This window comes from Bacillus sp. FJAT-27001, assembly GCF_019039175.1.
In the GTDB taxonomy this organism is placed as follows: Bacteria; Bacillota; Bacilli; order Bacillales; family Bacillaceae; genus Bacillus; species Bacillus velezensis.
In genome coordinates, this window is record NZ_JAHOAA010000001.1 from 980,874 (window position 1) to 1,004,367 (window position 23,494).

The window sequence follows — 23,494 nt, forward strand, 5'->3', positions numbered from 1 at the left end:
CTTTTTCATAAAGGGCCGGTCTTTTTAATGTTAACTTAAAATATAATAGAGTTGACATATATAAAGACTCGCTTTATTGTATAAACATATTTTGATAAGCTGGAGGAATACATAATGAAATTGACAGAAATGATGCATATTGCCGTGTTTACCGCCATTATGGGACTTTTGGGGCTGCTCCCGCCGCTTTTCTTATCCTTTACGCCGGTTCCGATTACGCTCCAGACGATCGGTGTACTCTTATCGGGAAGCATCCTAAAACCGAAAGCGGCGTTTTTAAGCCAATTGCTTTTTTTGCTGATTGTGGCATGCGGAGCGCCTCTCCTTTCAGGCGGCAGAGGCGGGTTCGGGGTTTTTTTCGGGCCGAGCGCCGGATATCTCATCGCATATCCGCTGGCGGCATTACTGCTGAGCCTCAGCATCCAAGGCCTTCGCTCAGCTGCTGTCCCCCATTTGTTTATCAGACAGTTCTTGTTCGGCGTGCTGTTTTTGTATGTCATCGGCATTCCCGTTCAGGCTTTTATGATGCACATTGATATCTTGACTGCCGTAAAGCTCAGCCTCATCTATGTGCCCGGAGATCTGCTTAAAGCGGCCGCAGCCTCATTCGCAGCCGTAAGAATCAGGAAAACTCTTCAAGCAAGCCTGCTTTTGCCGACGAAAGGAAGCTGATTTTAGTCATCATGATTACATCATCATATTCAGATACAGCCGGACAAGCGCCGGAACAGATCGCAATTCAGACAGAAACAGAACAGATCACCTATCAAACTTGGAACAGGCTAGTTAACCAAACCGCAAACTGGCTTGGCAGCCTTTCAGGTAAGCCCGAAAACATTGCAATATTACTGCCGAACGGCATCCCTTTTTTACAACTTTTCGCAGGGGCGGCGCATGCCGGCTGCACGGCGGTTCCGTTAGATCCCCGCTCGGCAGCGGCGGAACTCGCGGACCAGCTGAACATCAGCAAAACCGGCCTCGTCATCTGTGACCGCCGGCTGAGCGGCAGACTGGACGGCGTCAAAACGCCTGTCATCCTGTGGGATGAATGCAGGCCTTTGATCGAGGCGGAAAAAACGGAAGGCGCTTTTATCAAAAACGCCGGCCTGCCCTTTTATACCGGATTCACCTCGGGATCGACCGGTAAGCCGAAAGCCTTCACCCGCTCTCACCGTTCGTGGCTGGAGAGCTTTTCTTGTACGAAACGTGAATTCGGCATTTCCCCTGATGACAAAGTGCTGGTACCGGGCACGCTTCGCTCGTCACACTTTTTATACGGCGCCGTCAGCACTTTGTTTATCGGCGGAACCGTCATCCTTCAAAGAAAATTCAACCCGGCCGGAATGAAAGACCGGCTCAGACAAGCTGACGTTCTATATACCGTTCCGACAATGACGGACGCCCTGCTCTCACTAGAGGCGTTTCCGGATACACCGCTCAAGGTGATTTCTTCCGGTGCAGACTGGCCCGCTTCGTCTAAACAAGCGTTGTCAGAGCGCTATCCCCATCTGCGGTTGTACGATTTTTACGGAACGTCCGAGCTGAGTTTCGTGGCGTTCTTATCGCCTGAAGACAGCGCCCGAAAGCCTGACGCGGCGGGCCGCCCGTTTGAAAATGTTACAATCGAAATCCGCCGGCCCGGCGGAGAACGCTGCATGCCGGGCGAAACGGGGAAGATTTTTGTGAACAGCCCGATGAAATTTTCCGGATACATCAACGGCGCAAAACCTGATGATTCCGGCTGGATGACGGTTGATGACATGGGATATATTGATCGGGAAGGCTATCTTTATATCGAAGGACGTGAAAACGGGATGATCGTATCAGGCGGCCTGAATGTATTCCCTGAAGAGATAGAACGTGTGCTCAACCGCTGTCCGGGCGTCAGAAAAGCGGCCGTCATCGGCATTCCTGATGATTATTGGGGCAGCATCGCCGTTGCGGTGATCGACGGAGATGCAAATGTAAAGGAACTGAAGAAACAGTGCCGCGAGCAGCTGGCGGCATATAAAATCCCGAAAAAATGGCTGTTTTCAGAAATACCGGAGACAGCCGGCGGAAAGATCGCCCGTGCCGCCGTACAAAAGCAGGCAAAGGACATGATGGAATGGAAGCTGTAATTACGGATGCGAAACGGACAATTTTCGCCCGGGAAAACGGCCTGTTAAAAGGCTGTCTCCCAGAAGATTTGGCAGCTCCGCTGATCCGCCATTTGAGCCGGAACATGCCCGAAGACATTGATGAAGTCCTGATCGGAAACGCGACGGGCCGCGGCGGGAATCTCGCCCGGCTGTCAGCCTTGGCCGCCGGACTTCCTTTGAGCGTGTCCGGTACGACCATCGACAGGCAGTGCGGCTCCGGACTGGACGCCGTGAGGGTCGCGTGCCACTTTGTTAAAGCCGGTGCGGGGAGCACATACATCGCGGGAGGAGCGGAGAGCAGCAGCCGTTCCCCTTTCTCATCCCGGGCGCGCTTTTCTCCTGAACACATCGGCGATCCTGATATGGGCATAGCGGCCGAGTATACGGCACAGGCTTACGGCGTAACGAGAAAGATGCAGGACGAATATGCCCTTCTCAGCTATGAACGGAGCGTCAAAGCGCACGAAGACGGCTTGTACCGCCCGGAAATTCTTCCCTGTCACGGATTCGCCGCCGACGAAAACATGCTGAAAAAGCGGAACATGGAGCCTCTCATTTCCCGCGCCAAGCCCGTTTTTCAGTCCGGAGGGTCTGTCACCGCCGCCAACAGCTGCGGAATTTCTGACGGGGCGGCGGCAGTTTGTGTGATGGAAGAACAAAAAGCGCGGTCTCTCGGTTTAAAGCCGGGATTGCGTTTTATCGGAAGCGCGGTAAGCGGCGTCCATCCGCATTATCCGTCAGCAGCTCCGGTTTATGCCGTCAAAAAACTTTTGAAGGAACGGGACCTGTCACCGGATGATATTGATATATACGAAATCAACGAGGCGTTTGCCGTCAAAATATGCGTTTTTTCACAGCAGCTTCGAGTGCCGTATTCTAAAATAAATGTCAGGGGCGGCGCTCTGGCCGTCGGGCATCCGTACGGGGCTTCCGGAGCGGCGCTTGTCACCCGGCTTTTTTATGAAGCAAAAAGACGCCCGGATGCCCGCTACGCAGCAGCAGCGATCGGCAGCGGAGGCGGAGTCGGACTGGCGCTTCTCTTTGAAGTGTTAACGTAACGGCAGTATAATAGATGATATCGATAAAAAATGATCGGAGTGGAGACTTTATGACTGCCGTTTGTTTAGTAAGACATGGAGAGACTGATTGGAATGCCCAAAAGAAGCTTCAAGGCAAATCGGATATTCCGTTAAATGCGACGGGAGAGCGTCAGGCGAAAGAAACAGGAGAGTACTTAAAGGGGTCCGAATGGGATGTCATCGTCTCAAGCCCGATGAAACGGGCCAGAAAAACAGCTGACATTATTAACGGGTTTTTGAATCTTCCCATTGTCGTCATGGAAGATTTCAGAGAACGGAGCTACGGTGATGCGGAAGGAATGTCTTTACCGGAACGGTCGAAGCGCTACCCGGATAAAAACTACCCGAACATGGAGACAGCAGAAGAGCTGACAGACAGAATGCTTGCCGGTTTAGTGAAAGTTCAGGAGCGGTTTCCTGAGCAAAAAGTTCTGATCGTCGCTCACGGCGCAGCCATTCATGCCCTCTTGTCCGCCATTTCAGACGGTGATACCGGCATACAAAACGCTAAGCTTGTCAATGCGTGCCTGAGCAATATCGAACGAATTGAAAATAAATGGCGCGTCAAAGATTACAATGTAAGCAGCCACCTATCAGAATCATAACAAAAAGGCCCGAATTCAGTTTTGGGCCTTTTTGGCGAGCATTTTTTTCTGAAGATCATGTAATATGGCGTCCGCACCGTCAATGCTCCGGCGCTCCGTCCATACCGCCCTGTCCGCGCGGTAAACGTGTCCGTTTTTTACAGCTGTCAGCTGTTTCCAGAAGTGATTTTTTTCGAGTTCTTTCTCACCGTCCAACAGCACGATGTAATCAGGATCGATATGCAAAAGCTGCCCGGGCGTCATTTTGATAGAGTCTGATTTCCCGCCGGAATCCGTCTGGACCGCATAGGTAAACCCTGCGAGCGTCAAAAGCCGGGACGTAAAAAACTGATCATCCTTTACGGAAATGCTGTCATTTGCAGCGTCAATTAATAAAATCGTGCCGCCTTCTGCATCCAGCTTTCTTTTGATGTCATTCAGCTTTTCTTCCTGAGCCGACAATTGTTTCTCTATGATGCCATCTTTACCGACCGCCTTTTCAATAGTAAGGGCAGCGTCAACCGCATCCTGATAATCCGCAGCTTCATTTTTTAAAGCGATTGTCGGAGCGATCTTTGTCAGTTTTCGGTATATCCCCCTGTGAAGGCTTGAGTCTGCAATGATGAGATCGGGCTTTAACGAAGTGATCTTTTTCAAATCAGGGTGTGACGGTGGTCCGACAGACGGACTGCCGTCTTTTCGCTCTGTCCGGTTATCCGCCGCGGCCGCCGGCTTTATGCCGAGATCATGGAGGGTATCAATAAAGCCTTCATTCAATACGGCGATGCGATGCGGGTGCGCAGCCACATGCGCCGTCCCCAGATCGTGCCTGACGGCGGTTTCATGTTCCTGTTCTGAGCATGCCGTTATGAAGAGAACGGATAAGATCATCAGCATACTGAAAATTTGTTTCATCTGTTCCCCCTCTTTCGTTTTTCCGCAATTATATCATTGACAATATAAGTATCAATGATATTCATTATCATTATTTTTATAAAATGGTTTCACAGCTTTTCTCCGTCAAGAAAGCCGAAGACTGATTCATGCCGGCCGCTTTATTTCATTCCGCTTCCGTTTCCATCAGACTTCTGCATTCAACAAAAGGTGACATTTATCCTGTTTTTGCCGCAGCTTCCAAAAATGGAATCAAACCGTTCGACCCAGCAAACAAGAGAGCGATTGCGGCTGTGTACAAATACTCATGTCCTTCCATCGGTTTTTTCCATTAAAATTTAAATATTTCGGGTTCCTATTAAACGAAAGAGAGATGATATACCTAAATAGAAATAAAACAAATTGAAAAAAATTGGGTCTACTAAAATATTATTCCATGCTATACAATTAATCCACAGAATAATCTGTCTATTGGTTGTTCTGCAAATGAAAAAAAGGAGAGGATAAAGAGTGAGAGGCAAAAAGGTATGGATCAGTTTGCTGTTTGCTTTAGCGTTAATCTTTACGATGGCGTTCGGCAGCACGTCTCCTGCCCAGGCGGCAGGGAAATCAAACGGGGAAAAGAAATACATTGTCGGATTTAAACAGACAATGAGCACGATGAGCGCCGCTAAGAAAAAAGATGTCATTTCTGAAAAAGGCGGGAAAGTGCAAAAGCAATTCAAATATGTAGACGCAGCTTCAGCTACATTAAATGAAAAAGCTGTAAAAGAGCTGAAAAAAGACCCAAGCGTCGCTTACGTTGAAGAAGATCACGTTGCAAAAGCGTACGCGCAGTCCGTGCCTTACGGCGTATCACAAATTAAAGCCCCTGCTCTGCACTCTCAAGGCTTCACTGGATCAAATGTGAAAGTAGCGGTTATCGACAGCGGTATCGATTCTTCTCATCCTGATTTAAAAGTAGCAGGCGGAGCCAGCATGGTTCCTTCTGAAACAAATCCTTTCCAAGACTACAACTCTCACGGAACTCACGTTGCCGGTACAGTTGCGGCTCTTAATAACTCAGTCGGTGTATTAGGCGTTGCGCCAAGCGCATCTCTTTACGCTGTAAAAGTTCTCGGCGCTGACGGTTCCGGCCAGTACAGCTGGATCATTAACGGAATTGAGTGGGCGATCGCAAACAATATGGACGTTATTAACATGAGCCTCGGCGGACCTTCTGGTTCTGCAGCGTTAAAAGCGGCAGTTGACAAAGCCGTTGCTTCCGGCGTCGTAGTCGTAGCGGCAGCCGGTAACGAAGGCACTTCCGGCGGCTCAAGCACAGTGGGCTACCCTGGTAAATACCCTTCTGTCATTGCGGTAGGCGCTGTTAACAGCAGCAACCAAAGAGCATCTTTCTCAAGCGTAGGTTCTGAGCTTGATGTCATGGCACCAGGCGTCTCTATCCAAAGCACGCTTCCTGGAAACAAATACGGCGCGTACAATGGTACGTCAATGGCATCTCCGCACGTTGCCGGAGCGGCTGCTTTGATTCTTTCTAAGCACCCGAACTGGACAAACACTCAAGTCCGCAGCAGTTTAGAAAACACCACTACAAAACTTGGTGATGCTTTCTACTACGGAAAAGGGCTGATCAACGTACAGGCGGCAGCTCAATAAAACATAAAAAAACCGGCGTCGGCCATGGCCCCGCCGGTTTTTTTATTATTTTTCTTCCTCCGCATGTTCAATCCGCTCCATGATCGACGGGTGGCTCCCTCTGAAAATTTTGACGAGAAACGGCGGGTTGACCCGGCTCAGTCCCGTATCGGCCAAGTCCTGAAACGTCTCAATCGCCGCTTCCCGGTTTCCGGTCAGCTCAATGCCGTAGCGGTCGGCGGCGTTTTCCTGATACCGGGAGACGGCATTCGTAATCGGATCAGAAGCAAAACTGAGAACGGATATGAGCAGCAATAACAGCGGGAGGGCCGCCAGATCTTCAGGCCCCTTTATATGAAGCATTCGGCCGAAGAATTTGGACAGCCGCTTATAAAGCTTGTCAATGATATAGAACCCGGCTAATGACAGCAGGAGATACCCGGCCAGTCCGATGTACACGTGCTTCATCACATAGTGCCCCATCTCATGCCCCATAATGAACAAAATTTCCCGATCCTTCAGTTTGTTAAGCGTCGTATCCCACAAAACGATTCGCTTATTCGAACCGATTCCCGTCACATACGCATTCAGCGCATTCGTTTTCTCCGACATATTTACTTCATAAACATGGCTGGCCGGAATGTCGGCTTTGTCGGCAAGCGACAAGATTTTGCTTTCCAGCTCCTTGTCTTTCAGCGGATAGAAATCATTGTATAAAGGATCAATCACGACCGGCTGCAGGAAAAACAAAAACAGGGTAAACGGCACAGTAAGACACCAAGCGTAAAACCACCATTTTTTTGTATGCTTTGTGATCAGCCAGTAAAACACAAGCACACACACGGCAAACAGCGGAAAACTGATCCAGAAATCAATGACATGGTCTCTTATCCAGCTTGCTGTTGTCTGCGTCGAAATATGATACGCAAGCGAAACCCGATATCCAATCCATTCAAGCGGAAGCGAAGCCGCCGTAACGATGAGTGAAATCACAAATACGAAGCTTACGATTTGCAGCACCCGAAAGCGCACCGCGGCTTCCAGCCAATGCTTTATTTTTTTGGCAAGCCCCGTAATGAGCAGCAGAAAAAATAAAAACCAATCTAACGGCGCTCCGATGAAAAATAAAAAATCCTTTACATTTGAAAAGTTTTCAGCGGCTGCCAGGCGGCCCGGGTCCATAAACGAGGACGGATCGGCTTTCGTTCCCTTTACGGCCTCCGGGACGGCGGAGTCGCCTGTCATAAAGAAATACCAATAGAAAAAAAGGCCGTACAGCACATAGGCAAGTCCCGCTGCCGCTATCCATTTGCGCATGGAAGTCTCCCTCCTTAGCCTGATGACTTACTCCTATTGTAAGCATAAATGCAAATAAATAGAACCAAGCCTCCGAAACGGATGTTAATCTTTTCATAACAGAAAAGAATGGAACAACAGGAAGCGGGAAAGACTAAAAGACGGAGTGATGAATATGAAAAAAATAATCGCGTTTATTGTAGTAATCGCCCTTTTGGTTATTGCTTTCTTCTATGTATACAGCCGGACCGGCGATGTGTTTCCATCAAGCAACGCAGATCTGATTATTCTGTCTGAGCACGGAAAAAAAGAAATCAAAATTAAAGACAGGCAGAATGTAAAAGATATGCTCGATATCTTGAACCAAGGAAAACAAGTCAAACTGACCAAAAGCGTATCTCCCGATTACGACGGAACGGTCAAATACCATGAAGACCGTTTTGATTCATTCAGCATGTGGCTCGAAGGCGGCAATTATATGATGTACAAGTATAAAAACACGTATTACAAACTGACCCGGCATGATACGAAGCTTGTGCAAAGCATCATTAAGGAAGAATCGCAGAGCTGACCGGATCAGCATGTAAAAGCGAAGCCCCCGGCTTCGCTTTTCGTCTGTCATTTCGGAAGCATGTCCCGGACCGCCCGCCTCAGCAGCTTCCCGGTCGCGTTCTTCGGAATCTCATCAAGAAAAACCACTTCCGCCGGCCGTTTATATTTTGCCAAATGTGTTTCACAGTAATCAAAAACCGCCTGCTCTGTCAGCTCACCGTCCCCCGGCACTATATAAGCATGCACCGCTTCCCCCGTTTTGGCGTCAGGAACGCCGATGACCACGGCTTCTTTAATGCCCTCATGGCTGTAGAGCACTTCTTCTACTTCGCGCGGATAGACGTTGTATCCGCCGACGAGAATCATATCTTTTTTTCTGTCGACGATATAAAAATAACCGTCTTCATCGCGCTTCGCCAAATCACCCGTGTACAGCCAGCCGTCTTTCAGCGCGTGCTCCGTCTCCTCGGGCATCTTGTAATAGCCTTTCATCACATTCGGCCCTTTCACGATCAATTCTCCCACTTGATGGTCGGGCAATTCGCGTCCGAGCGTATCGACGACTTTATTTTCGACATGTAAAATATTCGTCCCGATCGAGCCGGGCTTTCTCCCCCGGTCAAACGGATTAAAACAAGTAACCGGAGACGCTTCAGAAAGTCCGTACCCCTCCAGAATGGTGACGTCAAAGGTTTGTTCAAACGTCTGCAACAGAGCGACCGGCATGGAGGCCCCGCCTGAAATGCACAGTCTGACGGACGCAAAATCCTCCGCCTTGCCGTGCTCGTATTGATACAGATAGTTATACATCGTCGGAACGCCGGCAAAAATGGTTGCCTGACGGCTTTTAATCAGTTTAAACACAGAAGCCGGGCTGAATTGCGGCTCGATTAAGACACACGCTCCGCTCATCAGAGGCGCATTCATACAAACGGTTAAACAAAAAACGTGAAACATCGGCAATGCCGCCACAATTTTGTCTTTCTCATTCATTCCTAAGTATCCGGCGACATCATTTGCATTGGAGAAAAGATTCTGATGGGTGAGCATGGCGCCTTTCGGTTTTCCGGTCGTCCCTGAGGTGTATAAAATGACGGCAGTATCATCTTTGGACAATGTCGGATAAGTTCTGCTGCGCTCCGCCGGGCGAAGCATTTTTGTAAACGTTGTCATTTTTAAGCGCAATTGAGGGTCTTCTGTCGATGGAGCGTTCTCTGCTGTCTGGCTGATAATGATATGCTCCAGCAGCGGCAGCGAGCCGTGCAGGCTTTCAAATACGGGAATTAAAAGGTCGATGCCGGCGATCGCTTTGACATCGCCGTTTTTCAGCATGTATGCGATTTCTGAAGGTGTATATGCCGGATTAACAGGTATGACGACAATTCCCGCTTTTAACGCGCCGAAAAACGCAATAACAAAATCAGGCGTATTTCCGAGCAGCAGCGCGAGATGATCCCCTTTTTTCAGTCCCCTGTCCTCCAAGCCGTTTGCAAATGCTTTGATTTTACCTGCCAGCTCCTCATACGTCATGTACTGATCTTGAAACAGACAAGCTGGTTTTTCCGGTTTCTGCGATGCCGTTTCTTCCAATTTGGAAACCAGATTCATTTTCCCACCCCTTTAAAAATTGTAATGAATGAATAGTCATTCATTTATCCGGAATAAACGTTCACTTTTATTATAGAAAAATATAGAAAAACACTCAAGGGCAAAAAGCCCCGAGTGCCGTAAAACCGGAAACTATAATTGTTTCAGCGCTTCACTGACCGGCGTGCCGCCCGCCGTCAGATCGAATGCTTTTTCATACGTATTCGGTTCATCAAGGGATGCGATAACGGTCTTGGCGACATCGTCTCTTGAAATGGAGCCTCTTTCCAAATCGGCCGCGGCTTTGATATTTCCCGTGCCGGGATCATTTAATAACCCGCCCGGCCGGATAATCGTATACGTCAGACCGCTCGCTTCAAGAATTTTATCCGCATAATGCTTTGCGGCGTAATACGGCTTCAGCGCTTCATTCCAATTGCCGCGGTTATGAGCCTGAAGGGCGCTTACCATAATGAACCGCTTGATGCCGGCTATCTTTGCCGCTTCTATCGCTTTCGCGGCTCCGTCAAGATCAATCAAAAGCGTCTTATCGTATCCGGTGCTTCCTCCTGATCCGGCGGTAAACACAATCGCGTCACAGCCTTCAGCGGCTTTCGCGATGTCTTCCGGGCTTCCTTCCAAATCTGCAAGAACGGCTTCTGTTCCCGCGGCTTGAAGCGCTTCTTTCTGCTCTTGTTTCCGGACCATCGCCCGCAGCGTATGCGTGCCGTCTTTTTGAAACAGCCCGGTCAGCCGCTGTCCGATCTGTCCGTTTGCTCCGATGAGAAATACTTTCATCATGATCCCTCCCCATTCATTATGGTTCTATCATTTCACAAAAACGGGCGCTGATTCAAATCATGCGTTCGGCAAATGTTCTAATAAATCAGCTCGAGGAAATCTTCCAGCTCTATTTTGCCGAAATACTGTTTCAGATCGATTCCGGCCAGCGCCTCCTTGATAGCGGTTCGGTCATACTGTTTTCCGGTCAGCGCCTGTTCGACTTCACTCACATCTTTCGCACCGAAGAAATCACCGAAAATTTTGCAGTCCTGAATGATTCCTTTTTTCACTTCAAGACGCAGATCAATCGATCCGACCGGATAACGTTTCGAATGCTGAAGATTAAATGCGGGCGACCTTCCGAAATTCCAGTCCCAGTTTTGATAGCGCTCTTCGGAAATCTTCCGGATCGCTTTCCAGTCTTCATCGGTAAGTTTATATTCCGGCACTTCGGAAAGATCATTTGTATTAAAAATATGGTGAAGCAGGTGCTTTTTGAATTCATCCGCCGTCATTTTGTCATCAAGAAACTCGCTGATGTTGGCGACACGGCTTCTGATCGACTTAATGCCTTTTGATTCGATTTTGTCTTTTTTCACTTTCAAGGCTGACACAACATGATCAATGGCGGAATCCAGCATTAATGTTCCGTGGCTGAAAATACGCCCTTTCGTCGAAAATTGAGCGTTGCCGGAAATTTTTCTGCCGTCCGCGACGATGTCATTTCGGCCGCTTAATTCAGCTTCCACACCGAGCTGGCGCAGCGCCTGAATAACGGGTTCGGTGAATTTTTTAAAATTGTGAAAGCTGTCGCCGTCATCCTTAGTGATAAAACTGAAATTCAGATTCCCGAGGTCATGGTAAACCGCGCCGCCTCCTGACAGCCTGCGGACGACGATGATTCCGTTATCTTCTACGTATTTCGTATTGATTTCTTCTATTGTGTTTTGGTTCTTCCCAATGATAATCGACGGCTGATTGACATAAAACAGCAGGTATGTCTGTTCAGGGTCGAGATGCTTCACGCAATATTCCTCGATCGCGAGGTTGATCCTCGGGTCGGTTATGTTTTGGTTGTCGATAAATAACATGGTGCTCCTCCTTTATTTCTCCCACTTCAATCCGGAAGCGGCGATTGTCACTTCGCCCCCGAACACGGATTCCGCTTCTTCTTTCAGCTTCCGGTGCTCGCCGAAATGAGGCAGATGCGTGAGAATCAGCTCCCCCGCTCCGGCCTCCTTCGCGATCCGTCCGGCTTCCAAACTGTTCATATGGCCGGCTGACGTGCCGTCCTGGTCCGCGTAAAAATTGCACTCGCAGATCAGCAGATCGGCATTTTCCGCAAACGGGATAAACGCGTCCTGGTAGCTTGAATCAGCCGTATACACAACAGAAGCTGAACCGTCAGTAATCCGCATCGCATAACAAGTGACCGGATGCACCGTTTTCAGGAAGGTAATGGTGAACGGACCTAGAGAAAGCGGGCGGTCCGGCTGATAGGCCACTCCTTTTGTATGGGTTTTATATGTAAGGCGCTCAAACTGTTCTATATCAGCATCATGCCCGTAAATCGGCAGTGCATGCGTCCCTTTTCCGAGAAAGGAGCCGACCTGTTTGGCAAATTGAAGCGGCCCGATATCAGCGATATGATCATGGTGATAATGGGACAAAATGACGGCATCAAGCTCTTCTGCCGGAACATAGGCAAACAGCTTTGATAATACGGCGCTTCCGCAATCGACGAGCAGAGAATAGCCGCCGGACTGAAACAGATAGCCTGAAGTTGCTTCGTTTGCGGCCGGAAACCCGCCGCAGCATCCAATAACTGTAACTTTCATATGATCCTCCAATGTTTATGATAAAAAGATCCTTTCCTCCAATATACCTATTTTTCGTACAAATTGCATGTTTTAAACATTGTGCCAAAACAGCCGTTGATTTTCTTAAACTGTTATAATACAATGTAGAGACAAAACAATGAAAGAGGGATGGGTATGTTGGAAAAGATGTCGGATTTTTTCAGAAATTTACCCGGTAAGAAATGCGAAGAATGCGGAAATGAGATTGTTGAGCAGTATGAGTGTCACATTAATCTGTGCAATGACTGCTTGAAAATTAAGGATATGTGACAATAGGGCGCCGCACAATTCTAAGTTGTGCGGCGCCCGTTTTTTCGGCCGTCATCATACTTTCTGAATAGGGCGTTATTCACCATTATTAGCAATTATCTGTACGTTTTAAAAGATTCAGTATATTCAATCTATATTTTTCTATAGACGGATTGTTTTCTTTTCTATTATAATTTGTTCTAATAGCTATCTTTTTAGATACTTATTGCACTTTTTTCTTCGGGAGGTAATCTATGAAAAAATTACGCTTTGGACTAGCGACGCAAATTTTCGTCGGACTCATACTAGGGGTTGTAGTCGGTGTCATCTGGTACGGCAATCCCGCCATTCCAACATATTTACAGCCTATCGGCGATTTGTTTTTACGCTTAATCAAAATGATAGTGATTCCAATTGTCGTCTCCAGCTTAATCATCGGCGTTGCCGGCGCGGGAAGCGGAAAACAAGTCGGAAAATTAGGCTTCAAAACGATTTTGTATTTTGAGATCATTACCACTTTTGCCATTATTCTCGGGCTGGCTTTGGCGAATCTGTTTCATCCGGGAACAGGCGTTAATATACATGAAGCTCAAAAAACAGATATCAGTCAATATGTTGAAACAGAAAAAGAACAAAATAACAAATCTATCGCAGACACATTCCTGCATATCGTACCGACAAACTTCTTCCAATCATTAGCCGAAGGAGATCTGCTTGCCATCATCTGCTTTACCGTGCTGTTTGCACTCGGCATCTCGGCAATCGGTGAAAAAGGAAAGCCTGTCTTGGCCTTCTTTGAAGGTGTTTCTCATGCGATGTTCCATGTTGTGAACCTCGTCATGAAAGTTGCGCCGTTTGGTGTTTTTGCGTTGATTGGTGTTACCGTTTCCAAATTTGGGCTCAGTTCCCTGCTTTCACTCGGTAAACTGGTCGGTTTAGTATATGTAGCTTTGGCTTTCTTTCTCATTGTTGTATTCGGAATCGTCGGAAAGCTTGCCGGAGTAAACATTTTCAAATTCCTCGCCTATATGAAGGATGAAATTTTATTAGCGTTCAGTACGTCAAGCTCCGAAACCGTACTCCCCCGCGTTATGGAAAAAATGGAGAAAATCGGCTGTCCGAAAGGTATTGTTTCCTTTGTTGTGCCGATCGGATATACCTTTAACTTAGACGGATCTGTGCTGTACCAATCTATCGCCGCTTTATTCCTCGCTCAGGTATACCACATTGACTTGTCCATTTGGCAGCAGATTACCCTTGTGCTTGTCTTGATGGTCACTTCCAAAGGAATGGCTGCCGTGCCCGGGACTTCTTTCGTCGTCCTGCTTGCGACATTAGGCGCATTCAACATTCCTGCAGAAGGCCTTGCATTCATCGCCGGTGTTGACCGGATTATGGACATGGCCCGTACGGTCGTCAATCTGACCGGAAACGCGCTGGCATCCGTTGTGATGTCAAAATGGGAAGGCCAGTATGATCCCGTTAAAGGCGCGAAGGTCATGAGCCTCGCCAAAACAGAACAAAACACAACCATCTCAGGTTAAAATGAAAACCCTGCACGGAATGATTTCCGCGCAGGGTTTTTTATGCCATCGGCGATAAAACGTACCGGTGCAAAAGCTTCGCCGTATTAAGAAGCGATAATTCATGCGTGCGTTCAAAAGCGTGTGAAGCGTCAATTCCCGGGCCGATCAGCCCATGGACGATGTCATGGCCCGAACGGATGGCTGCTGAGGCATCAGAACCGTAATACGGATAAATATCAAGCTGATAATCAATGCCATAGCGCTCCGCAAGCCCGGCCAGATGTTTTCTGAGCTGATAATGGTACGGGCCGCTCGCATCCTTCACGCAAATGGAGACGGTATATTCATCCGTAGACTGGCCGTCGCCGATCGCCCCCATATCAACAGCCAAGTATTCGACGGTCTCAGGAGGAATGTTGGAATTGCCTCCGTAGCCGATTTCTTCATTATTAGAAATCAGAAAATGCGTCGTATACGGAAGTTCGATTTTCTCTTCCGTGATGCGGCGGATTAAATTCAAGAGCAGAGCCACGCTCGCTTTGTCATCAAGATGCCGGGACTTAATAAAGCCGCTCGGCGTAATCTGCACGCGCGGGTCAAATGAGATGAAATCGCCGACCCTGATGCCGAGATCGGACGTCTCTTCCTTCGTCCGGACAGGCTCATCAAGACGGACTTCCATATTCTCCTGATTCCGCTCTGCCTTGCCGGCGTCCTTGTAGACGTGCACTGAAGTCTGATGCATTAAGATGGTGCCTGTATAGGTTTTGCCGGAAGAAGTTTGGATCTCGCAATATTCCCCTTCAATCGAGTGATAGCGGAAGCCGCCGATCAAGTCAATCTTCAGCCGTCCGTCCGCCTTTATCTCCTTTACCATCGCGCCGAGCGTATCGACATGCGCCGTCAGCAATCTGTGTTTCTTGTCATCACGGCCGGGAATTGTGACAAAAAGACCGCCTTTGCGGTTTCTGTAAGAGGAGACGCCCCATTCTTTTAAAAGACTTTCTGTATAGGCGATAACCTCGTATGTATTGCCCGTCGGACTCGGAATCGACACCAATTCTTTAATCAGTTCCATCGTATGTTTCATATTTGCCACAGGTCATTCCTCCTATCAATTTTATTCTTCTTAAAATATACTCTTTTGATCCATAACCCGTCCAATCTTTTCCTTCTCTTTTTTCATAGAATGAAGGGAGCATGAGCATAGGAGGGAAATGTATGATCAGCCGTAAACCGCACAAGCGGAAAAGGTTTCATAATGATTGGTTTGAGGATTGGTTTGAGGATGATTGGTCTGGTGCAGCCTTCTGGGGCTGTAAAAAAGAAAAAGATCACTGTAAAAAGAAAAAAGAAGACCCTTGTAAAAAGAAGAAAGAAAAAAAGAAGAAAGATAAAAAGAAGCATCATCATTCATGCCGCCGCTGCTGCCGTCATTGGTAATCGTTCACACAAGCCCGTTTTACAAATAGATATCTCATGCTCCCCAAACAGCGGATGCTGCTTGGGTTTTTTTATTAAAATTAGTACCAAGTAATAATATCAGGTGTTATAATCTGATATAAAGGAGTGATTTTTCATGTCAAAATCTAAAATTACAGCAATCGGTACATATGCTCCGGCACGCCGATTAACAAACGCGGATTTGGAGCGCATCGTCGATACATCTGATGAATGGATCGTCCAGCGCACCGGTATGAAGGAAAGACGCATTGCCGGCGAACATGAATTCACATCGGATTTGTGTGTGGAAGCGGTGAAAAACCTTGCAGAACGATACAGCGGAACTCTTGATGATGTCGATATGATCCTTGTCGCCACAACGACGGCGGACTATGCGTTTCCAAGCACCGCGGCACGCGTGCAGGCTTACTTCGGCTGGCCGCACACGGGGGCGCTTGATATTAACGCCACATGCGCCGGACTCACTTACGGCCTTCAGCTCGCAGACGCATTAATTACCGCCGGTTCCCATCAAAAAGTGATTGTCATTGCCGGTGAAACATTATCAAAGGTAACGGATTATACTGACCGGACGACCTGCGTTCTTTTCGGAGACGCTGCAGGCGCCCTATTGGTGGAACGCGATGAATCAGCGCCGGGCTTTTTGGCAGCCGTGCAAGGAACAGCGGGAGGAAGCGCGGACGTGCTGTATCGCACGGGACTGAGCACAGAATTAAACGGCGAGCCGCTTAAAGGCGGAGGAAACATGGTGCAAAACGGGCGCGAAGTATATAAATGGGCGGCCAGAACCGTGCCTGAGGAATGCAATGCCCTTTTAGAAAAAGCCGGCTTTTCAAAAGACGATCTGGATTGGTTCGTTCCTCACAGCGCCAACATGCGGATGATCGAATCCATCTGCGAAAAACTGCCCTTCCCGCTTGAACGGACGTTGACAAGCGTTGAATATTACGGCAACACTTCATCGGTTTCTATTATTCTCGCATTGGATGAAGCTGTGAAAGCAAAAAAACTGTCGGAAGGCCAGACGCTGGTATTATTCGGGTTCGGCGGAGGATTGACGTATACCGGACTGTTGGTGAGATGGGGATTTTAAAAGTACGACGATCGAAATCTAAAAAAAAGAGGCCCTGAGCATCTGCTCAGAGCCTCTTTTTCTTATGCTGTTATTTCTTCTTCCGTTTTGTGTTCTTTTTTGCTTTGCACCGTAAAATACACGATGGTCAGCGCGATCATGACAACGGCGATGCCCAACAGAATGGATGCCTGCTGCCACATGTAGCCGTAGTCGCCATTTGAAATGACGGCACGGAACCCGTTGATGCTGTAAGTCATCGGCAGTGCCCCGTGAATCACTTGATAGAATCCCGGCAGGAGTTCAAGCGGGAAGGTTCCTCCGCTTGCCCCGAGCTGGAGCACCAGAATGATGACAGCGATAAAGCGTCCCGGATTCCCCATCGTTGTCGCCAATAATTGAATCATGGACAGGAACGCGATGCTGGTAATCATCGTAAAGAGATAGAATCTCCACGTGCTTTCCACATCAAGCCCGATTCCTTTTAACAGAACCGTGGCGACAATAACGGATTGAATCAGTCCGACAAGCAGAATAACACTAAATTTGCTGAGGAACCATTCAAAACCGTTTCTCGGACGCCCTGAAGCTTCACTCAGAGGGAATACGACCGTCAGCATCAATCCGCCGACATACAAGCCCATAGAGAGAATATAAGGCGTCAGTCCGGTACCGTAGTTAGGCACGGAATGAATCGCGTTATCGTCCGTTTTTACCGGATCGGCAAACATGCTGTACGTTTTGTCATCTGTCTTAATGTCCCCGGTTTGATCAGCCGCATCTTTCAGCTGGCTGGACAATTGTCCGGTGCCGTCTAAAAGCTTGCTTAAACCGGTGCCGAGAGACGCTTGACCCTGCTCAATTTTGGACGAGCCGTCATGGATTTTGTTTTGCGCGTCCAGCAGTTTCGTTAAGCCGCCTGACACTTGGCCGCTCCCTGACACTAACGCTTCTGATCCTGATTTGAGCTGTCCGAACTTGCTGTTGTATTCGCCGATGCCGGCCGTCAGTTTGTTTTGGCTTTCAAAAACAGTCTGCGCTCCGCTGTATAATTTATCAGTTCCCGCTGTCAGCTGGTTAATCGCGTCTTGTACCGCCGCTGCGCCGTTATACAGTTTCGATGTGGACTGAGGCAGTGCTTTCAGCTGATCAGCCTTCGCTTTTACATCTTTGAGCGCGCTTTTTATGACTGACATATCCGGAAGCTGAATATCTCCGCCGGACGGAAGCTGGCTGACGATATTGTCTAAATCCGGAAGGTCAGCCTTCGGAAGCTTCTCATTCAGAAGCTGAACAAGTTTCGCTTTTTGCTCATCCGTTAAGAAATCACTGTCCTTAATCACCTTTTTGACCGCGTCATCCCGGGCATCCAGGCTGTTTTTCAGATCAGAAAGCTTCTTCTTAAACTGCTGCAGGTCCTTTTCAGTCTGTTCGAGCTGCCCAACCGCGTTTTCAATGTCTGACAGGTTGACTGAATTGATCGCATCTTCAAATGCCGCCGCTTTTTGCGACACTTCCTGCGCCTTGCTGTTTAACGCGCTTAATCCATTCGTTAAATCCGGAAGCTTTTGCTGGAGCTGCTTTTGTGCGTCAAGGCTTGTTTTCAGCCCGCTGGCCACTTGGCCTCCTCCTGAAGCAATCTGTCCTGATTTATCTTGAATTTCGGCGCTTGCGCTCTGAAGTTTTGCGATAGAGCTGTCAAGCGTTTGAATTCCGCTTGTCACTTTCGCCGCGCCGTCTGCAAGCTGCTGTGTTTTATCGCCGATGGTGGCGGTGCTTTCAGTAAGCTTCGCTAAATTTTCCTTCAGCTTGGCGCTGCCGTCTTTCGCGTTTTTCGTGCCGTCGTCTATTTTCTTGGCTCCGCTGCTGGCTTTGCCGAGCCCTTTGGCAATATCTTTAAAGTTATCAAAAATGACTTTTGCGTATTGCTCTGTCACTTCTTTCGACACGGAGGCTTTCAGTTTGTCGATCGCCTTTTCCCCGATTGTCGCGCCGACATAGTTTGATCCGGCATTCGTATGATATTTCAGATCCAGCTTCTTCGGATTTTTATCCATTACCGTGCTGGCGTTTTTAGAAAAATCTTCAGGAATCTCGACCAATAAATAATATTTAGCATTTAATAAGTCCTTTAACGATTGATCAAGATCGCTTGAAAAATGCCAATCAAAATTATCATTTTTCTTTAACTCTTTCACAAGGTCGTCACCGATCTGAAGATGTTTCCCTTCGTAGTCCGCCCCTTTATCCTGGTTGACAACGACAACCGGCAGCTGATCCACCGTGCCGTACGGGTCCCAGTACGCCTTCAAAAACACTCCGCTGTAGATCAGCGGAACGAATAATATGGCAATGATGGGGATTAACAGTTTCTTGTTCGTTACAATGTCTTTCCACTGGCTTTTTATTGTATTCAACCCTGTTGCCTCCTTCCGCAAACTGACTCATTTGACAAAACGGTCACGGCACCTAAAAAGTGAAGGATCATCTATTATTTAGATAATCCTTGACCAACATACATTTCCAGCAATTCAGCGATCGTCTCTTTTTCAAGAGGCGGATGGTTTTTTTCCCAGTCAAATATCAGTGCGATGTAGAGCTTGAGCATCACAAAAGCGGTCAGTTCCGGATCACACGGTTTAATGCTTCCGTTTTCAATGGCTGTTTCTATCTTTTCTTTAATGTATGACAGAATGGCCCGCTCCATTTTCACAATGACATCCTGAACGGCTATTGTACCAATCTCGGTGTTCTCCTGAAAAATTTTAATAGTCAGCTGGTGTGTTTTTCTGAATTCCAAAATCGCGACAAGCGCCCGGTGGACATTTTCGTGAAATGAAAGCTCCGGTTTCATCGCTTCGTCTGCGTGTTCCTTCATTTCTCTTAAAATAGTGGTGAAAATATCATCAAACAGTTCTTCTTTGTTTTTGAAAAACGTGTAGATGGTTCCCTTCCCCACATTTGCAAGCTTTGCCACCAGATCCATTGTCGTTGCTTTGTAGCCGAATTGTGTAAAAGACTTCGTTGCCGCTTCCAGAATGAGCTTTTTCCGATCGACGGACATGTTTCCCACCTCGTTAAATTGACCGTTTGAACGTTTTAGTCATTTTGTACATAAGATAACTTATCACAGTCACAAAGAAGATTCAAATGTTTTCTCTTTTTATTGGTGTTCCCTTTACAGAACGGGAACATGCAAAAAAACCTCCGTTTTACGATAACGGAGGCTGGTACGTTTCAAATAAATAAGCCAGTGAATCGTATACGGCGGCTTTTCCCTGGTCGATACAGTCCGGGATGCCCACCCCTTCGAAAGACGCGCCCGTCGCGTATACGCCCGGATAGGAAGCTTTCAGCGCATCTCTGAACTCTTTGATGCGCTCCTTATGGCCGACATGGTATTGCGGCATGCTTTCGTTCCAGCGGGTCACACAGGTCATTTCCGGTTCGCCATTTATTTTCATTACTTTTTTCAAATCTTCCATTACGATTTTAATGATCTCGTTATCTGAAAGATCTACGATGGATTCATCTCCGGCCTTTCCGACGTACGCCCTGAGAAGCGTTTTGCCCTCCGGCGCCGCGTGCGGCCATTTTTTATTCGTCCATGTGCAGGCCGTGATGGAGAAGTCACTGTTTCTTGAGATAACGAATCCCGTACCTTCATGCTCCATCTTGACGGCTCCCTCAGGAAAACCTAAGGCGACGTTGGCAACGGACGTAGAATGCATGTCTTTAAGACATGAAACCGCCGGCAGATCAGAAAGCATTTTCGCCGCGGCTTTATGCGGGGCTGTCACTATGCATCCTTCCGAATAGAGCACTTTGCCGTTATCAAGCGTCACGGAATATCCTTTCTCCTCGCGGCCGATATGGGTGACTTTCGTGCCTTTCATCACTTTTGTCAGCGTAAGCTGCTTTTCCAGCTCCTCCACCAACGTTTGAAGCCCTGTCGTCAGCGTTAAAAACTGGCCCTGCTTTTTGGCCGTCAGCTGCTGTCCCGAAGGCTGCGGACGTGATTTTTTCATACCGAGAATCAGGCTTCTGTGCTTTTGCTCAGTCTGATAGAATTGCGGAAACGTGGACATGAGGCTCAGCTTATCAATATCTCCGGCATAAATCCCTGATAATAGCGGTTCTATTAAATTCTCAACGACTTCGTCACCGACGCGTCTGCGGAAAAATTCACCCAGAGACTGATCTTCCTTCGGTTTGCTCGCAGGCAGGACAAAGTCAAGCGCCGCCCGCGCCTTTCCGGGAACAGAAAATAAACCGGTGGAGATGAACGGAGCGATTTTGGTCGGGATGCCCATCACAGCGCCCTTCGGCATCGGATGGAGCGTCTCGTTGACGAGCACGTAAGACTGGCCGGTCGCATTGTTGACGAGCAGATGCTCAAGCCCCAAATCCTTGACGAGCTGCGGCGCGCTTTTTTTCCTTTCCAAAAAAGAATCCGGCCCCCGCTCAATGATGTAGCCGTCTTTATGCGCCGTCTGAATTTTGCCGCCCGCTCTCGGGCCCGCTTCAATCAGAGTGACCTCAAGCGGCAGCTGTTTTTCTTTGATTTCTTTTTCCATGTAGAAGGCGGCGGCTAATCCCGTTATGCCGCCGCCGATGATGACCAGATGTTTTTTATCGCCACTCATTTTTATCGCCTTCTTTACCGTTTAATTCTACTTGTCCAGCTCTTTCAGCACGACCGCTGCAAGCGCGTCGATAAATTCAGGCTGTGCGTTCGGCATAGCCGGACGATAGTAGCTTGCGCCGACTTCTTCGGTCACAGCTTTGCATTCATAATCATTATCGTAAAGCACCTCTAAATGATCGGCAACGAAGCCTGCGGGCACGTATACAAATGCTTTATAAGGATGCTTTTGGTACAGATCGCGCGTGAGATCCTGCACATCCGGCCCGAGCCACGGATCAGGGGTATTCCCTTCGCTTTGCCAGCCGACTGCGTAATCGGTAATTCCGGCGCCTTCGGCAATCAGTTTTGCGGATTCCTCCAGCTGGTCAGGATACGGATCGCCGTATTCTTTTATTTTTTCAGGAAGGCTGTGCGCTGAGACGATCAGCATCGCGTCATCCCGTTCTTCTTTCGGCATTGATTCATACGTTTTCTTCACCTGGCTGACCCAATAATCAACGAATTTCGGTTCATCATACCAGCTTTCAACAGACTTGATGGTCAAGCCGCCGAGCTTCTCCGCTTCTTCTTTCGCGCGTTTGTTGTATGACTGGACGCTGAATGTTGAAAAATGAGGGGCGAGCACAAGGCTGACAGCTTCTGTAATGCCGTCTTTATGCATGTCCGCCACCGCGTCTTCAATAAACGGTTCAATATGTTTTAATCCGATGTACACTTTGAATGTTACGTCATCCTGGATTTCATTTAAACGCTGTGCGAGCTTCTCCGCCTGCTCCTGCGTAATTTTTGCAAGCGGAGAAATGCCTCCGATCGCTTCATATCTGTCTTTTAAATCTTGAAGCATATGAGGCTCCGGCTTTCTTCCGCGTCTGATATGCGTATAATAACGTTCTATGTCCTCTTCTTTGTAAGGCGTTCCGTAAGCCATGACAAGAAGTCCCATTTTCTTTTTGCTGCTCATTTTGTTACACACCTCTTTTGATGGTCTGTCCACCTTGATTTTGACAGGAAAATCTACTTATAACCAACGATCTGCTCAGGAAGATTGTTCCGTTTTTTTGACCGCGGAATATTCATGTACAAACGCCGTCAGCTTTTTCAGCGTTTCCGGATTGACATCTGGGAATACGCCGTGCCCTAAATTGAAAATAAACCCGTCCGTTTTCATGCCTTGATCAAGTATCGCTTTCGCTTTTTTCTCGATGACTTCCCAAGGCGCAAGAAGAAGCGACGGATCAAGATTGCCCTGAACCGTTTTTGTAATGCCTTGTTTTCTGGCGTCATCTATGCCGAGTCTCCAGTCAAGACCGACGACATCAAGAGGAAGGTCATGCCAATCCCCGGCCAGATGGCTTGCGCCTACGCCGAACATGATCAGCGGAACTTGTTCTGCTGAAAGCTCCCGGAATATTCTGTCCATCACCGGTTTTATAAACTGCCGGTAATCTTCGCGGTTCAGCGCGCCGACCCATGAATCAAAAATCTGAATGGCTTTTGCGCCAGCGTTAATCTGCGCTTTCGCATAAACGATAATCATGTCCGCGAGCTTGTCCATCAGCATTTGCCACGCTTGCGGCATACTGTGCATAAACGCTTTTGTTTTGTTGTAATTTTTAGAAGGCCCGCCTTCAATCATATAACTGGCCAGCGTAAAAGGCGCTCCCGAAAAACCGATGAGCGGAACATTCAGCTGTTCGTTTACGAGTAATCGGATCGTTTCCAGCACGTAAGGAACATCCTGTTCGGGATTCAGTTCGCCGAGCTTTTCAATATCCGCAGCAGAGCGCACCGGCTGATCGATCACCGGGCCGATTCCGTTTTTTATTTCAACATCCACTCCGATATAAGGAAGCGGCGTCATAATGTCTTTATATAAAATGGCAGCGTCCACTCCGTACTGCTCGACCGGGAGCCTCGTCACATACGCGCACAGCTCGGGCTGATGCGTAATTTCGACTAAGCCGTACTTTTCCTTCAGCTTGCGGTATTCCGGCTGAGACCTCCCCGCCTGTCTCATGTACCAGACAGGGACGTGATTTGTTTTTTCTCCCCGTGCCGCTTTTAAAAACGTATCATTAAACGCTTCTCGTTTACTCATCTGAATTTCCACCTTTCCTCCTGC

General features: G+C 48.1%; 22 protein-coding genes. 10 read left to right on the plus strand and 12 right to left on the minus strand.

The window, feature by feature from the left end; genetic code table 11:
* Positions 1 to 114 precede the first annotated feature (114 nt).
* From BGM27_RS04180 to BGM27_RS04195, 4 genes are read left to right on the plus strand one after another with little or no spacing between them, the layout of a single operon-like run.
* Positions 115 to 672, plus strand: coding sequence for a biotin transporter BioY (locus BGM27_RS04180; RefSeq protein ID WP_007409193.1), 558 nt, complete (start codon positions 115 to 117; stop codon positions 670 to 672).
* Between the two features lie 11 nt (positions 673 to 683).
* A complete protein-coding gene (locus BGM27_RS04185; RefSeq protein WP_007409194.1) occupies positions 684 to 2,120 on the plus strand; it encodes an acyl-CoA synthetase in 1,437 nt (478 codons plus the stop codon).
* Positions 2,108 to 3,199: an acetyl-CoA C-acyltransferase gene (locus tag BGM27_RS04190; RefSeq protein WP_007409195.1), complete on the plus strand. Its 1,092-nt coding sequence runs from the start codon at positions 2,108 to 2,110 to the stop codon at positions 3,197 to 3,199. The genes BGM27_RS04185 and BGM27_RS04190 overlap by 13 nt, the downstream gene beginning before the upstream one ends.
* 50 nt (positions 3,200 to 3,249) lie before the next feature.
* Positions 3,250 to 3,825, plus strand: a complete 576-nt coding sequence (locus BGM27_RS04195) for a histidine phosphatase family protein (protein WP_007409196.1) — start codon at positions 3,250 to 3,252, stop codon at positions 3,823 to 3,825.
* 15 nt (positions 3,826 to 3,840) lie between these two features.
* Here BGM27_RS04195 and BGM27_RS04200 read toward each other — a convergent pair whose 3' ends face one another.
* Entirely contained in the window at positions 3,841 to 4,719 is an 879-nt protein-coding gene (locus tag BGM27_RS04200) for an ABC transporter substrate-binding protein (protein WP_007409197.1), read from the minus strand.
* A gap of 489 nt (positions 4,720 to 5,208) precedes the next feature.
* Here BGM27_RS04200 and BGM27_RS04205 point away from each other — a divergent pair, with 489 nt between their 5' ends.
* Complete coding sequence (locus tag BGM27_RS04205; RefSeq protein ID WP_007409199.1) at positions 5,209 to 6,357, plus strand: S8 family peptidase; 1,149 nt, start codon at positions 5,209 to 5,211, stop codon at positions 6,355 to 6,357.
* Positions 6,358 to 6,402: 45 nt separating this feature from the next.
* Here the strand turns inward: BGM27_RS04205 and BGM27_RS04210 are convergent, their stop codons facing one another.
* On the minus strand, positions 6,403 to 7,653 hold the full coding sequence (locus BGM27_RS04210) for a M48 family metallopeptidase (RefSeq protein WP_007409200.1): 1,251 nt from the start codon (positions 7,651 to 7,653) through the stop codon (positions 6,403 to 6,405).
* Positions 7,654 to 7,807: 154 nt separating this feature from the next.
* On the opposite strand from BGM27_RS04210, the gene BGM27_RS04215 reads away from it, so the two are divergent.
* On the plus strand, positions 7,808 to 8,203 hold the full coding sequence (locus tag BGM27_RS04215) for a YhfM domain-containing protein (protein WP_007409201.1): 396 nt from the start codon (positions 7,808 to 7,810) through the stop codon (positions 8,201 to 8,203).
* A gap of 47 nt (positions 8,204 to 8,250) precedes the next feature.
* On the opposite strand, the gene BGM27_RS04220 is transcribed toward BGM27_RS04215, so the two are convergent.
* The 4 genes from BGM27_RS04220 to BGM27_RS04235 all read right to left on the minus strand — a co-directional run bounded on the left by BGM27_RS04220 (position 8,251) and on the right by BGM27_RS04235 (position 12,392).
* Positions 8,251 to 9,792, minus strand: coding sequence for a fatty acid--CoA ligase family protein (locus BGM27_RS04220; RefSeq protein WP_007409202.1), 1,542 nt, complete (start codon positions 9,790 to 9,792; stop codon positions 8,251 to 8,253).
* A 132-nt stretch (positions 9,793 to 9,924) separates the two neighbouring features.
* Positions 9,925 to 10,569, minus strand: a complete 645-nt coding sequence (locus BGM27_RS04225) for an SDR family oxidoreductase (RefSeq protein ID WP_007409203.1) — start codon at positions 10,567 to 10,569, stop codon at positions 9,925 to 9,927.
* Between the two features lie 80 nt (positions 10,570 to 10,649).
* On the minus strand, positions 10,650 to 11,645 hold the full coding sequence (gene lplA / locus BGM27_RS04230; RefSeq protein ID WP_007409204.1) for a lipoate--protein ligase: 996 nt from the start codon (positions 11,643 to 11,645) through the stop codon (positions 10,650 to 10,652).
* A 12-nt stretch (positions 11,646 to 11,657) separates the two neighbouring features.
* A complete protein-coding gene (locus tag BGM27_RS04235; RefSeq protein ID WP_007409205.1) occupies positions 11,658 to 12,392 on the minus strand; it encodes an MBL fold metallo-hydrolase in 735 nt (244 codons plus the stop codon).
* A gap of 168 nt (positions 12,393 to 12,560) precedes the next feature.
* On the opposite strand from BGM27_RS04235, the gene yhfH reads away from it, so the two are divergent.
* Complete coding sequence (yhfH, locus tag BGM27_RS04240; RefSeq protein WP_370465857.1) at positions 12,561 to 12,683, plus strand: protein YhfH; 123 nt, start codon at positions 12,561 to 12,563, stop codon at positions 12,681 to 12,683.
* A 233-nt stretch (positions 12,684 to 12,916) separates the two neighbouring features.
* Positions 12,917 to 14,206 (plus strand): glutamate/proton symporter GltT, encoded by a 1,290-nt coding sequence (locus BGM27_RS04245; protein WP_003155211.1) that lies wholly within the window; start codon positions 12,917 to 12,919, stop codon positions 14,204 to 14,206.
* 40 nt (positions 14,207 to 14,246) lie between these two features.
* On the opposite strand, the gene BGM27_RS04250 is transcribed toward BGM27_RS04245, so the two are convergent.
* Positions 14,247 to 15,278 carry a M42 family metallopeptidase gene (locus tag BGM27_RS04250; protein WP_007409206.1) on the minus strand — a complete coding sequence of 344 codons (1,032 nt, stop codon included), beginning with the start codon at positions 15,276 to 15,278 and terminating at the stop codon, positions 14,247 to 14,249.
* Positions 15,279 to 15,409: 131 nt separating this feature from the next.
* On the opposite strand from BGM27_RS04250, the gene BGM27_RS20780 reads away from it, so the two are divergent.
* Together BGM27_RS20780 and fabHB are read left to right on the plus strand one after the other, a co-directional pair.
* Positions 15,410 to 15,631: a hypothetical protein gene (locus BGM27_RS20780; protein ID WP_007409207.1), complete on the plus strand. Its 222-nt coding sequence runs from the start codon at positions 15,410 to 15,412 to the stop codon at positions 15,629 to 15,631.
* 136 nt (positions 15,632 to 15,767) lie between these two features.
* On the plus strand, positions 15,768 to 16,745 hold the full coding sequence (fabHB, locus tag BGM27_RS04260; RefSeq protein WP_007409208.1) for a beta-ketoacyl-ACP synthase III FabHB: 978 nt from the start codon (positions 15,768 to 15,770) through the stop codon (positions 16,743 to 16,745).
* A gap of 62 nt (positions 16,746 to 16,807) precedes the next feature.
* Here the strand turns inward: fabHB and BGM27_RS04265 are convergent, their stop codons facing one another.
* The 5 genes from BGM27_RS04265 to hemE form a co-directional block, all read right to left on the minus strand.
* Positions 16,808 to 19,141: a YhgE/Pip domain-containing protein gene (locus BGM27_RS04265; protein ID WP_007409209.1), complete on the minus strand. Its 2,334-nt coding sequence runs from the start codon at positions 19,139 to 19,141 to the stop codon at positions 16,808 to 16,810.
* Between the two features lie 74 nt (positions 19,142 to 19,215).
* Positions 19,216 to 19,788, minus strand: coding sequence for a TetR/AcrR family transcriptional regulator (locus BGM27_RS04270; RefSeq protein ID WP_007409210.1), 573 nt, complete (start codon positions 19,786 to 19,788; stop codon positions 19,216 to 19,218).
* A 148-nt stretch (positions 19,789 to 19,936) separates the two neighbouring features.
* Complete coding sequence (gene hemY, locus BGM27_RS04275; RefSeq protein ID WP_007409211.1) at positions 19,937 to 21,370, minus strand: protoporphyrinogen oxidase; 1,434 nt, start codon at positions 21,368 to 21,370, stop codon at positions 19,937 to 19,939.
* Between the two features lie 27 nt (positions 21,371 to 21,397).
* The gene (gene hemH / locus BGM27_RS04280; RefSeq protein WP_007409212.1) at positions 21,398 to 22,333 is read right to left on the minus strand and encodes a ferrochelatase; all 936 of its coding nucleotides are present in this window, start codon (positions 22,331 to 22,333) and stop codon (positions 21,398 to 21,400) included.
* 75 nt (positions 22,334 to 22,408) lie between these two features.
* Entirely contained in the window at positions 22,409 to 23,470 is a 1,062-nt protein-coding gene (gene hemE, locus BGM27_RS04285) for a uroporphyrinogen decarboxylase (RefSeq protein WP_007409213.1), read from the minus strand.
* Positions 23,471 to 23,494: the final 24 nt, after the last annotated feature.

Coding starts and splice junctions, on each gene's coding strand:
- BGM27_RS04180 (WP_007409193.1), top strand. CDS start 115: ATGAAATTGACAGAAATGATGCATATTGCCGTGTTTACCGCCATTATG.
- BGM27_RS04185 (WP_007409194.1), top strand. CDS start 684: ATGATTACATCATCATATTCAGATACAGCCGGACAAGCGCCGGAACAG.
- BGM27_RS04190 (WP_007409195.1), top strand. CDS start 2,108: ATGGAAGCTGTAATTACGGATGCGAAACGGACAATTTTCGCCCGGGAA.
- BGM27_RS04195 (WP_007409196.1), top strand. CDS start 3,250: ATGACTGCCGTTTGTTTAGTAAGACATGGAGAGACTGATTGGAATGCC.
- BGM27_RS04200 (WP_007409197.1), bottom strand. CDS start 4,719: ATGAAACAAATTTTCAGTATGCTGATGATCTTATCCGTTCTCTTCATA.
- BGM27_RS04210 (WP_007409200.1), bottom strand. CDS start 7,653: ATGCGCAAATGGATAGCGGCAGCGGGACTTGCCTATGTGCTGTACGGC.
- BGM27_RS04215 (WP_007409201.1), top strand. CDS start 7,808: ATGAAAAAAATAATCGCGTTTATTGTAGTAATCGCCCTTTTGGTTATT.
- BGM27_RS04220 (WP_007409202.1), bottom strand. CDS start 9,792: ATGAATCTGGTTTCCAAATTGGAAGAAACGGCATCGCAGAAACCGGAA.
- BGM27_RS04225 (WP_007409203.1), bottom strand. CDS start 10,569: ATGAAAGTATTTCTCATCGGAGCAAACGGACAGATCGGACAGCGGCTG.
- lplA (WP_007409204.1), bottom strand. CDS start 11,645: ATGTTATTTATCGACAACCAAAACATAACCGACCCGAGGATCAACCTC.
- BGM27_RS04235 (WP_007409205.1), bottom strand. CDS start 12,392: ATGAAAGTTACAGTTATTGGATGCTGCGGCGGGTTTCCGGCCGCAAAC.
- yhfH (WP_370465857.1), top strand. CDS start 12,561: ATGTCGGATTTTTTCAGAAATTTACCCGGTAAGAAATGCGAAGAATGC.
- BGM27_RS04245 (WP_003155211.1), top strand. CDS start 12,917: ATGAAAAAATTACGCTTTGGACTAGCGACGCAAATTTTCGTCGGACTC.
- BGM27_RS04250 (WP_007409206.1), bottom strand. CDS start 15,278: ATGAAACATACGATGGAACTGATTAAAGAATTGGTGTCGATTCCGAGT.
- BGM27_RS20780 (WP_007409207.1), top strand. CDS start 15,410: ATGATCAGCCGTAAACCGCACAAGCGGAAAAGGTTTCATAATGATTGG.
- fabHB (WP_007409208.1), top strand. CDS start 15,768: ATGTCAAAATCTAAAATTACAGCAATCGGTACATATGCTCCGGCACGC.
- BGM27_RS04270 (WP_007409210.1), bottom strand. CDS start 19,788: ATGTCCGTCGATCGGAAAAAGCTCATTCTGGAAGCGGCAACGAAGTCT.
- hemY (WP_007409211.1), bottom strand. CDS start 21,370: ATGAGTGGCGATAAAAAACATCTGGTCATCATCGGCGGCGGCATAACG.
- hemH (WP_007409212.1), bottom strand. CDS start 22,333: ATGAGCAGCAAAAAGAAAATGGGACTTCTTGTCATGGCTTACGGAACG.
- hemE (WP_007409213.1), bottom strand. CDS start 23,470: ATGAGTAAACGAGAAGCGTTTAATGATACGTTTTTAAAAGCGGCACGG.